This window comes from Flavobacterium sp. B114r (assembly GCF_056824125.1).
This window is the reverse complement of sequence record NZ_CP124858.1, coordinates 631654-642754: the sequence shown is the minus strand read 5'-3', so window position 1 is coordinate 642754 and position 11101 is coordinate 631654. Positions and strand designations below refer to the sequence as shown.

General features: G+C 34.0%; 12 protein-coding genes. 5 read left to right on the top strand and 7 right to left on the bottom strand.

Annotated features, from left to right (window positions below; translation table 11 throughout):
* Positions 1-109 precede the first annotated feature (109 nt).
* From QLQ94_RS03000 to QLQ94_RS02990, 3 genes are all read right to left on the bottom strand, one after another.
* Positions 110-580, bottom strand: a complete 471-nt coding sequence (locus QLQ94_RS03000; protein WP_017496220.1) for an Lrp/AsnC family transcriptional regulator — start codon at positions 578-580, stop codon at positions 110-112.
* A gap of 394 nt (positions 581-974) precedes the next feature.
* Positions 975-1724 (bottom strand): uroporphyrinogen-III synthase, encoded by a 750-nt coding sequence (locus QLQ94_RS02995; protein ID WP_072964327.1) that lies wholly within the window; start codon positions 1722-1724, stop codon positions 975-977.
* Positions 1725-1738: 14 nt separating this feature from the next.
* Entirely contained in the window at positions 1739-2431 is a 693-nt protein-coding gene (locus QLQ94_RS02990; RefSeq protein WP_271337248.1) for a DUF4271 domain-containing protein, read from the bottom strand.
* A 106-nt stretch (positions 2432-2537) separates the two neighbouring features.
* Here QLQ94_RS02990 and QLQ94_RS02985 point away from each other — a divergent pair, with 106 nt between their 5' ends.
* The 3 genes from QLQ94_RS02985 to QLQ94_RS02975 are packed head-to-tail and all read left to right on the top strand — an operon-like array spanning position 2538 to position 5106.
* Positions 2538-3263 (top strand): polyprenol monophosphomannose synthase, encoded by a 726-nt coding sequence (locus QLQ94_RS02985; protein WP_271337249.1) that lies wholly within the window; start codon positions 2538-2540, stop codon positions 3261-3263.
* Between the two features lie 13 nt (positions 3264-3276).
* Positions 3277-4617, top strand: coding sequence for a dihydroorotase (locus tag QLQ94_RS02980; protein ID WP_271337250.1), 1341 nt, complete (start codon positions 3277-3279; stop codon positions 4615-4617).
* 9 nt (positions 4618-4626) lie between these two features.
* Positions 4627-5106: a DUF4296 domain-containing protein gene (locus tag QLQ94_RS02975; RefSeq protein WP_271337251.1), complete on the top strand. Its 480-nt coding sequence runs from the start codon at positions 4627-4629 to the stop codon at positions 5104-5106.
* A gap of 2 nt (positions 5107-5108) precedes the next feature.
* On the opposite strand, the gene QLQ94_RS02970 is transcribed toward QLQ94_RS02975, so the two are convergent.
* Positions 5109-6110 carry an NAD-dependent epimerase/dehydratase family protein gene (locus QLQ94_RS02970; RefSeq protein ID WP_271337252.1) on the bottom strand — a complete coding sequence of 334 codons (1002 nt, stop codon included), beginning with the start codon at positions 6108-6110 and terminating at the stop codon, positions 5109-5111.
* Positions 6111-6330: 220 nt separating this feature from the next.
* Here QLQ94_RS02970 and tyrS point away from each other — a divergent pair, with 220 nt between their 5' ends.
* Positions 6331-7626 carry a tyrosine--tRNA ligase gene (tyrS, locus tag QLQ94_RS02965; protein ID WP_271337253.1) on the top strand — a complete coding sequence of 432 codons (1296 nt, stop codon included), beginning with the start codon at positions 6331-6333 and terminating at the stop codon, positions 7624-7626.
* Positions 7627-7822: 196 nt separating this feature from the next.
* On the top strand, positions 7823-8167 hold the full coding sequence (locus QLQ94_RS02960) for a hypothetical protein (protein ID WP_427402638.1): 345 nt from the start codon (positions 7823-7825) through the stop codon (positions 8165-8167).
* A 54-nt stretch (positions 8168-8221) separates the two neighbouring features.
* Here the strand turns inward: QLQ94_RS02960 and QLQ94_RS02955 are convergent, their stop codons facing one another.
* The 3 genes from QLQ94_RS02955 to QLQ94_RS02945 all read right to left on the bottom strand — a co-directional run bounded on the left by QLQ94_RS02955 (position 8222) and on the right by QLQ94_RS02945 (position 10981).
* Positions 8222-9202 carry a LuxE/PaaK family acyltransferase gene (locus QLQ94_RS02955; RefSeq protein WP_427402640.1) on the bottom strand — a complete coding sequence of 327 codons (981 nt, stop codon included), beginning with the start codon at positions 9200-9202 and terminating at the stop codon, positions 8222-8224.
* Between the two features lie 137 nt (positions 9203-9339).
* Positions 9340-9678 (bottom strand): T9SS type A sorting domain-containing protein, encoded by a 339-nt coding sequence (locus tag QLQ94_RS02950; protein WP_271337255.1) that lies wholly within the window; start codon positions 9676-9678, stop codon positions 9340-9342.
* A gap of 109 nt (positions 9679-9787) precedes the next feature.
* Positions 9788-10981 carry a hypothetical protein gene (locus tag QLQ94_RS02945; protein ID WP_271337256.1) on the bottom strand — a complete coding sequence of 398 codons (1194 nt, stop codon included), beginning with the start codon at positions 10979-10981 and terminating at the stop codon, positions 9788-9790.
* Positions 10982-11101: the final 120 nt, after the last annotated feature.

Below are 11101 nucleotides of genomic sequence, written 5' to 3'. Positions count from 1 at the left end.
GCGATTGTAAAGTAAAAGATAAAAAATAATATGGTTTTAATCTCGGGTCTAATTTTTGCCATAAAGGTTTTAAAATATTATCTAATTGACACATTATCTCATTTTCTAATTACAACTGAATCTGTCTGTCAATCTGCTGATCCAGGGAAATAAACGTTTCTGTTCTTGAAACCCCTTCTATGGCTTGGATTTTAGTATTTAAAAGTTGCATTAGGTGTTCATTGTCGCGACAAATGATTTTGATTAAAACAGACCAGTTTCCTGTTGTGTAATGGCATTCCAAAACTTCGGGAATCTTTTTTAAATCCTTTACAGCTTCCGAGTTTCTTGAAGCTTTGTCAAGATAAACACCAACAAATGCCATTGTATTATATCCTAAAACTTTTGGGTTTACAGTAAATTTAGAGCCTGAAATAACACCTGATTGTTCCAGTTTTTTCAAACGCTGATGAATTGCAGCTCCGGAAATACCTATTTTATTGGCGATTTGCAAAATTGGTTTTCGGGCATCATCCATTAAGTAGCGCAGGATTTCCTTGTCGATGCCGTCAATTTCAATTATAAGGGAGTTGATTTTCATAGTTGTAGTTTGAAACTTATTTAGATGATTTGCTTTAGAATAGAAATCAAATGTAATGAAAATGCTGTGAAATAGAAAATTCCAATATTCAAATTCCAAATTCCAATTTTCTTCACTTTAAGTTCAAAGAAATAAATTCCAATTTTCTTATTTGTAAAATTTTCAACGTATTTAAAACATAGCCCAAGGTTTTAGCCTTGGGAGACGGATTGGGATAATGAATGAAAAATGATAAATTACACTCCACGGTTAAAAAACGTTGGCCATGTCAATATGTACAATGTTTAAATTTTTAAATAAAAATAAACATGGAATTTGATTAAAAAAGAAAAATTCCAAATCCCAGCATTAAAGTTGGAATTTGGAATTTTAAAAATTGAATATTTTGAAGGGATTATTTCCCTTTGTTTGCTTCGCTTATATATTTTTCCAGAGCCATTGTCATAGAAGGAGTTTCAGGAGTTGGAGCAAGAATATCGATTCTTAGTCCGTAGTCTAAAGCTTCTTTTTGAGTTGTGCTTCCAAAGACAGCAATTCGTGTTTCGTTTTGTTTAAAATCAGGAAAGTTTTTAAACAAAGATTTTATTCCGGTTGGACTAAAAAATGCTAAAACATCATAATAAACATCAGCAAGATCAGATAAGTCGCTCATTACAGTTTTGTAAAAAACAGCTTGTGTCCAGTCTACTTTGAGATTGTTTAATGTTATAGGAGCATCCGCATTCAATTGATCAGATGCCGGAAGCAGAAATTTTTCGTCTTTGTACTTTTTGATAAGAGGTGATAAATCTGCAAAATCTTTTGCACCAACGTAAATCTTACGTTTTCTATACACAACATACTTTTGCAGGTAAAATGCAACAGCTTCAGATTGGCAGAAATATTTCAATCCTTCAGGAACTTTATAACGCATTTCATCTGCTACTCTAAAAAAATGATCCACCGCATTACGGCTTGTCAAAATTATCGCAGTATAGTGATTAAGATCGATTTTTTGCAATCGAATCTCTTTAGCATTAACCCCTTCCACATGAATAAATGGTCTGAAATCAATTTTTATTTTGTGTTTTTGTTGGAGCTCAAAGTAAGGAGAATTTTCCACTTTAGGTTCAGGCTGTGACACCAAAATTGTTTTCACTTTCATATTATAAACATTTTCTAAGCACTCCCTTTTGTAATCCAATAATAGAGAAAATAATAAGGTGCTATTTCAAGAGCGCAAAGATATAAAATAAAATAAAATAACTTGCTGATTATTACGTTTTGATATGTTTTTATTGAAATAAAATATGAGTATAGGCTGATACATAGCGAAATACCTATGATTGCAAGCGGTATAATTTTAGGAATATTGTCATAATAAAACAAAATAGCATTAATAGGAAGGATTAAAACGCCAATATAAGTTCTATAGGTAACTTTTTGTAAGTTAAAAAGATCAGCAAACTCATCGATGTTGAATGAAGTTGCAACAATTTTCTCGATTAAAAACTTTGCCAGAATAAAATAAAGCAAAAAAGTTGCGATCTGAATGAATAAAATCCAATCTGTTTTTAAGATGCTGTAAGTTCCGGTTTTATCATCCTGTGAAAAGATGTGCATCGTTAACTGAATGAAAAAAGCATACGAAACAACTTGCACGAAAAACAAGCCTACCGTAAAGCTGCTTTTTAAATGGTTGTTATCACGATATATTTTTGCGTATTTGTCTGAAAAAATAAGCCTGCTAAATTCACTAAATCTGGTTTCATATGCAGATTTAGTCATAGCAACTACAGCAAAGGTCAACACAAATAAAAGTGTTGCCCAGTCTTTGTTTTCGATAATTCGAGGGTGAAGTTGTTCAATCATAACGCCACAAAATTAGTAATTTTTTGTCTCAATACTTTTATTATATATTTATTATGAATCAAATGCTATAAAAAGTTTACTTTTGCGATGAAATTTACGCAGAAAAATGAATGATTGTATTGTCATAATTCCCACTTACAACGAAATCGAAAATATTGAAAGTATAGTTAGAGCTGTTCTTTCACAACATAAGCCTTTTCATCTTTTAATTATCGATGATAATTCGCCGGATCATACGGCTGATAAGGTTATTGCGTTGCAGGAAGAATTTCCGGACAGGTTATTTTTAGAGAAAAGAGCTAAAAAAGCAGGTTTAGGAACCGCTTATGTTCACGGTTTTAAATGGGCTCTTGAACGCCAATATGATTTCATTTTTGAAATGGACGCTGATTTTTCTCACAACCCCAATGATCTTGAAAAATTGTTTGATGCTTGTCATTTTGGCGGAGCAGACTTAGCTATTGGTTCTCGTTATGTAACCGGTGTAAACGTTGTAAACTGGCCCTTGAGCCGTGTTTTAATGTCTTATTTTGCATCTGTTTACGTGAAGTTTATTACCGGAATGAAAATTCATGATGCTACAGCCGGATTTGTTTGTTACAAAAGAGAAGTTCTGGAAAAAATCAATCTTAATAAAATTAAATTTGTGGGCTATGCCTTTCAGATCGAAATGAAATACAGGACTTACTGTGCTAAATTTGAAATTACCGAGGTGCCAATTATTTTTACGGACAGAACCAAGGGAGTTTCAAAAATGAGCAATGCCATTATCAAAGAAGCTATTCTGGGTGTAATTTCATTAAGATTAAAAAAATTAGTCAATACCTTATAATACCACTATGGCGATGAACAGGATTTTAATAAAGAATGCTAAAATTGTAAACGAAGGATCTATTTTTGAAGGTGATGTTTTGATCGAAAACGATTTGATCGTTGAGGTTGCAGACAGCATTAGCTTAAAAACATCAGATTGTAAAGTGATCGATGCTGAAGGAAGTTACTTAATGCCGGGTGCAATCGATGACCAGGTACATTTTAGAGAGCCTGGATTAACACATAAAGGCGATATCGAATCAGAATCAAGAGCGGCAGTTGCTGGGGGAATTACTTCTTTTATCGAACAGCCCAATACAGTTCCCAACGCTGTTACTCAGGAAATCTTAGAAGATAAATATCAAATTGCAGCCGTAAAATCATTTGCGAATTATTCGTTTATGATGGGGGCAACCAATGATAATCTTGAAGAAGTTTTAAAAACAAACCCTAAAAATGTTGCAGGAATCAAGATTTTTCTAGGATCTTCGACAGGAAATATGTTGGTCGATAATGAAGCGACTTTAGAAAAAATATTCTCAAGTACACCAATGTTAATTGCTGTACATTGTGAAGATGAAACTACAATTCAAAATAATCTTGCTGCATTCAAAGAGCAATATGGTGATGATGTTCCGGTTACGGCGCACCATTTGATTCGTAGTGCAGAGGCTTGTTATATTTCGTCATCAAAAGCTGTTGCTCTGGCGAAAAAAACAGGAGCGCGTTTGCATATCTTTCATCTTTCGACTGCGAAAGAAATGGAATTGTTTACGAATAAAATTCCGTTAGAAGATAAAAAGATTACTGCTGAGGTTTGCGTACATCACCTTTGGTTCACTGATGAAGATTATAAAACAAAAGGAAACTTTATTAAATGGAACCCTGCTGTTAAAACGGCTGAAGACAGAGCAGAACTTTGGAAAGCTTTGAATGACGGACGTATTGATGTAATTGCTACAGACCATGCGCCTCATACAAAAGAAGAAAAAATGCAATCTTATCTTAATGCGCCGTCAGGAGGTCCGCTTGTGCAACATGCTGTAGTGGCAATGTTTGAAGCGCATCATCAGGGAAAAATTAGCGTGGAGAAAATCGTGGAGAAAATGTGCCACAATCCGGCTAAAATTTTCAAAATAGAAAAAAGAGGATTTGTTAAAGAAGGTTATTTTGCTGATTTGGTAATTGTAAACCCAAGTTTGCCATGGAGCGTAAAACCGGAAAATATCCTGGCAAAATGCGGTTGGTCGCCTTTTGAGAATTATACTTTTAAATCAAGGATTACACACACTTTTGTAAATGGTCAGATGGTGTATAATAACTTTAAAGTAAAAGATATCCGCGCTGGAAAAAGATTATTGTTTGATAGATAAAAAGCTGAGATGAAGAATTGTATAGTAATAATATTGGTTGTGTTTCTTTCTGTAAGTTGTAAAAAAGAGTTGGTCAAACAACCTGCAAAACTTATTGAGAAAGAAAAGATGATTGATATTATGTATGATCTGTCTCTTCTGGATGCTATGAGATATCAAAATCCATTGTCATTAGATTCTATTGATACTAATCCGGTTAAGTTTATTTTGCAAAAATATAAAGTAGACAGTTTGCAGTTTGCTCAGAGTAATATGTACTACGCGACAGATTATGAGACTTACAAGGAAATGTTTGATGAAATTGGCAAAAGACTTGCTGTTGATCAAAGAGCTACAGATTCAATAGTGAAAATTGAAGATAAAAAGGCAGCGAAAGAAAAGAAAAACAAAGCCAAGGATACGATTAAAGATCTTGTTAAGAAACCTATGAAAGAACAAGTCAATATAGATTCTATAAAACAATTAATACAATCAAGAAAGAAGAGATAATTTTATAATTTCGAAGTATCCTTTATATATTGATGTACATCTAAAAAAACCGTTCTCAGAGCGGTTTTTATTTTTTCATTCGAATACAAATTTTTAGAATAAGAAGCTTTTGCAGTTGCTTTAGTGAGACGTCTTTTTTGAAGAAATAAAGTTGAAAATCCCAAATCTGCCATCCAAAGAAAATTCATAAGCAATGGTTTAGCATGAGTACTTGGTTTTTTTACTTTTAGAGTATCAGCAATTGTATTGAGGATATCGCGAAAAACAATATTGTCGGCAATTAAAGTAAAGCGTTCGTTTTTGATGTCGCTTTTCATTAGTTCGTGCGAAATTCTTACTACGTCATCAATTGCTATAAAACCGGTGTTTCCCAGCGTGTAAAAAGAAAGTCCATTAGCCACTTTTCGGTACAATTCGCTGCTTCCCTCATCGAAAATTTTTGTTGTGGATATTGGTCCTAAAATCACGCCTGGATTTATGATCATCACATCAAGTCCTTCCTGAAGTCCGCGCCAGACTTCCATTTCTGCACCATATTTAGAAATAGCATAATCACTATGGGGTTTCTCCGGATTCCAGTCTGTTTCTTCGGTAATATAAGTTTCGTGAGGAGCAATATCGCCTAAAGCTGCAATAGAACTTATAAAACAGAATTTCTTTATTCCTTTAGCAATAGAAAAATTAACCATATTGGCAGTTCCCTCAATATTAGTTTTTCGAAGTAGTTCTTCATCTTTGGGATCGAAAGAGATAAAAGCAGCACAATGGTAGACGTAATCAATATCGATAAAAGCAATTTCTAAAGAAGGAACATCTAAAATATCGGCTTCAAGCCAATTGATTTTTTCGAACAAATCCCCTTTTTTATATAAGTCAAAAACGGCTTTTGTCTTTTGAATGTTTTTTTGGTTTCGGTATGTAGCCCGAACACTTTCTCCATTTTCAATTAAATGAAGTAATAAATGCGCACCAACTAAACCTGTTCCTCCAGTTACTAATACCATTTTGTAAATATACCGATTTTGCCACAAAGGCACAAAGACACAAAGTTTTTTGTTCGTTTTTTTGCTGCAAAGACAAAAAGGTCATAATTGTTATTTGTTTTAATAGAAAGGCAGTGCGATCAGTTTTCTTATTTATTTCCTTTGAGTCTTAGTGTCTTTGTAGCATTGCTTTTTGATTTTGATATTGACATTGATTACATTTGCACAAATTATTTTAAAAATGAAGAATCTAGTTGAAGAATTAAAGTGGCGAGGGTTATATCATGATAGCATGCCAGGAACGGAAGAACAATTGCTTAAAGAAGTAACAACGGCATATATAGGCTTTGATCCAACGGCAGATTCACTACATATTGGTAGTATGGTTCAGATTATTTTATTGGTTCACTTAAACAGAACGGGGCATAAAGCAATCGCTTTGGTTGGAGGTGCGACCGGAATGATTGGTGATCCGTCTGGGAAATCTGACGAAAGAAATTTGTTGAACGAAGAGACTTTGGCTAAAAACGTTGCAGGAATAAAAAGTGTTTTATCCCGTTTCTTAGACTTTAATTCAAAAGAAGCAAATGCTCCCGTTATGGTGAATAACTATGACTGGATGAAAGAATTCTCGTTTATTGATTTTGCACGTGAAGTTGGAAAACGTATCACGGTAAATTATATGATGGCGAAGGATTCAGTAAAAAAGAGATTGGCCGGAGAAGGCGAAGGAATGTCTTTTACAGAGTTTACTTATCAATTGATTCAGGGTTACGATTTTTATCATTTATATAAAAACAACAATTGCGTTTTGCAAATGGGTGGTTCTGATCAATGGGGTAATATTACTACCGGAACAGAATTAGTTCGCAGAATGGGTGGAGAAGGTGCGAAAGCTTTTGCATTGACAACGCCATTAATCACAAAAGCAGACGGTTCTAAATTTGGGAAATCTGAAGGTGGAAATGTTTGGTTGGATGCTGATAAAACTTCGGTATATAAATTTTACCAGTTTTGGGTAAATGCAACAGATGTTGATGCTGAGAAATACATTAAAATCTTTACTTTTTTGGATAAGGAAACGATTGATGTTTTAATCGAAGAGCATAAAGCAGCGCCACATTTAAGAGTTTTACAAAAGAAACTGGCTGAGGAAATCACCATTTTTGTTCATTCTGAAGAAGAATTAGAGAAAGCAATACAGGCTTCGAATATCTTGTTTGGAAACTCTACTGCAGATGATTTGAAAAAATTAGATGAAACTACTTTTTTAGAAGTTTTTGATGGAGTTCCACAAGCTGAAATCACCAAAGCTGATTTAGAAAATGGATTGGATATTGTTACTGTTTTAAACGAAAAAACAGGTTTCTTTAAATCAAACGGAGAGGCGAGAAGAGCTTTGACAGCAAACTCAATTTCTGTAAACAGAGAAAAAATTAAAGAAGATTTTGTATTAACAGCAAATGATTTAATCAATAATCAGTTTGTGTTGTTGCAAAGTGGAAAGAAAAATTATTTTGTGATTAGAGTAGTTTAGTCGTTTGTTGAAGGTCAAAAGCGATTTAACGAATAAACAAATTGACGATTAACCTTTTTTATAAAAACGTCCCAATACCTCGAAAGAGTTGTTGGGATTTTTTTTGTTTTATCTTTTTTTTAGTGACAGAGTAATTATTTGTGCGTAGAATCGTATAAAAACCTATATTAGTTGCTTGTTACTTAAAACCTAATTTATGATTGGACTTTTATTTTTATATTGGATTTGGAAAGCATTCGCTAATTTGGCGCTTGAATATGGTAAAAATAAGTGGGCTTATTTCTTTTTTGGATTAGTGTCTTATTATGGGGGAACTATTGTTGCTGGATTTATTGTTGCTATTGGATTAGCGCTTGTCAATGGTTTTGATTCTCTTGGTAATGAAGATTTTGTAGATCCAATTTGGAATCTATTTTATATACTTTTTGGAGGATTAAGTTGTTACGGCATTTATAAGTTTCTGGAAAATAAAGCAGAAAAGGAAAGAGAATTAAATAAAAAGGAGGGCATTGAAAATATAGGTGTATACAGTGAAGATTAATTTTTGATTTAGTGTTAATTCGGTTTACCGATTAAACAAATCAACGATGCAACATTAGAGAACCATCAAATTACAACCACGAATATCAGAATTATCAAAACGTCCCAATACCTCGAAAGAGTTGTTGGGATATTTTTTGCCCAGATCCTGCGTGGCAATAAAAGAGCAGGAGTTGATATTGGCTAAATCAATAACGTTTACTCCGCCTGTTTTTTCATCTTTCACATAAGTAAGTGCATCTTCAGGATCGCGTACAAGTATATGCATCCATGACGGGCATTCAAAAACGCCTTCGCCCAAAGAATAGGCCTGTCCAAGAAGTTCCGTCATTCCGTATTCTGAGTGAATGGCTGAAACGCCAAAACCTTTGCACAGTATCTCGTGTAATTCTTCGCGGATCATTTCTTTGCGTTTGCCTTTCATTCCTCCGGTTTCCATAATAATGGTGTTTTGAAGGTTGAACTGATGTTTTTCGATCAAATCTAATAAAGCATACGTAACACCAATTAAAATGACATTTTGACCAGACTCATCGAGTGCGGTTAATTTCTTAATTAAGTCGTCGTGATTGTGTAAATAAAACCCGCTTTCATGCTGATTGGATAACTTTATTAAGTCTTCGACCATGTAAATTAACGAAGAGCCGTCGCGCTCAAGATAGGATGGTAAAAGCGCTAAAACAACGTAATCTTCGATATTGCCATAAAATTGGGAAAATCCTTTTCTATAGCTTTCTTCATAAAGAGAAACATCAGTCACAATATGTCTGCTGGTAATCATTCCTGTAGTTCCGCTGCTTGTAAAAGTAACCTGAGCGGGATCATTATTAGAAACTACGTTATGGCTTTTGAAAAACTGAATAGGTAAAAATGGAATTTGTTCCAGCGATTTTACCTGTTGTGGATTGACTTTTAAAAAATCACAGAAATTACGATATACGATATTATTCTCGTGTTGAAAACGAAACACTTTTAAGGCTGTTTTTTCAAATTGTTTATGACTCGAAATCGTAAATATATCGTTGGCTGTAATCAAAACTTTTTTGTGCAAAGATATTGTTTTTAGTTTTTAGTCATCGTTTTCAGTGGCAGTTTTTGGTATGTAATGCAACTGAAAACTGAACCTGAGGCTGAAAACTAAAAAAGCTCCTGAAAAGGAGCTTTTTTATGATTTTATCGAATGATGAGCTTTCTGGTTGCAGAAGCGTTCTCTTCACTTATTTTTATGATATAAACACCAGGAACAAGATCAGACACGTTTAATTCTCGTGAACTTAAATGTGTCTGAAGTACTTTTTTGCCCAGTACATCAAAAATTATAATTTCTTTTTCTAAGTCATTTTTAGAGGAGATGTATACTTTTCCGCCAGTGACCGGATTAGGGTACAAGCTTAAACCCTCAATGACAGTCGCATCTTGAGGTTTTGGTAATTGCTTACTATCTTGTGCTGAGACACTCATAGTAAAGAAAAAAGCCAATAAGAATGTAATATAAAAGTAGTTTTTTGCCATCGCATATTTTTGATTAATGTAAATATACAAAAAAAATTACAAAAATTACGCCAAAAAAAAACATCCTAAAAATTTAGGATGTTTTTAACAATTTTATGTTTTGAGTATGTTATAGACCTTTTGTCCATCCAGCAGCCCAAGTAGGAACTCCTGATCCGTTTCCTGCTCCAAGTGCAGTAGTCGATTCTGTGAATACTTTAGAAACATCAGCAACTAATTTTCCAGTAGTTGTACCTTTTGATTTTACAGGAACATCTTCGAATTTAACGTTAGTTGCTAATAAGTCAACTCCTACGTATGAAATCGTTTCATCGTGTTCAACATCAAAACCAGTTTTCCAACCTTTTAATACAACATTGTCAAATTTACCTTTTGTTCCAACTCTCAATTTAAATGCTTGAGATTCTGCACTTGTGTCAGTTGATCCAAAACCAACTAAAGTAAGGTTTTTGATTGTTGGGAAAGAAATTGGACTAGCCAGGTGGTTGTTAGCGTTATTATCTGCTTCTACACCTCTGTTACCAGCGTTTGTTCTGATTCCGTAGAAAAACTCACCAGTTCCGTTCCATCCTTCAGTCCAGTCAAATAAATCATCCCCAACGTTTGCAGCATCTTTATTAGAAACTACTAAGTGAGAAGCATTTACGGTTCCACCAAACCACTCGAATCCATCATCAGAGCTTTCGAAAATTTGAACGTAATCAACGCTTGTTCCTTTACCAACACCAAAGAAAGAGATTCCGTTGAATTCTTTATCTGAGTTGTAAGCGTATCCAGGATATTCAATTCTTAAGTATTTGATTGATCCAGAGTTGTCATTAACGTCAGTTCCACCGTATGGTAAGTCAGAAACTTCAGCAGATGCAGTTGCTCCTTTGTTGATAGGCGCTTTTCCGCAAATTACTAATCCACCCCAAGCTCCAGGTTTGTGTTCTGTAGCTGTCATAACTACAGGATTTGCAGCTGTTCCCTGAACGTCGATTTTTCCACCTTGAGAAATAGCAATGTATCTTATAGACTCAATTTTGTTTACATCTAATTTAGATGCTTCAATAATAACTCCGGGTTTGATAGTAAGTTTTGCAGTACTCTTAACGATTAATTTTCCTGTAAGTTTATAAGTTCCGGATTCTAAAATAACTTCTCCGTCATTAATCTCCCCTTGAAGATTGTCTCTGTTTACTACGAAACTAGAGCCAGGTAAAGTAGGTGCATCATTGTTGTTGTCGCTTGAGCAAGACGTTGTAAGTGTTACAAGTGATAAAGCTGCTAAGCCGAAGATTGTTGAAAGTGTGTTTTTCATTACTTTTTTTATTAGTTTGTGTTTGTGCAAATATGTAAACTTAAGTCTGAATGAATGTTAAGCTGTCGTAATGGATTTGTTATATGTTTTTTAACGAAATGTTAAGAAATTAACAAGCGG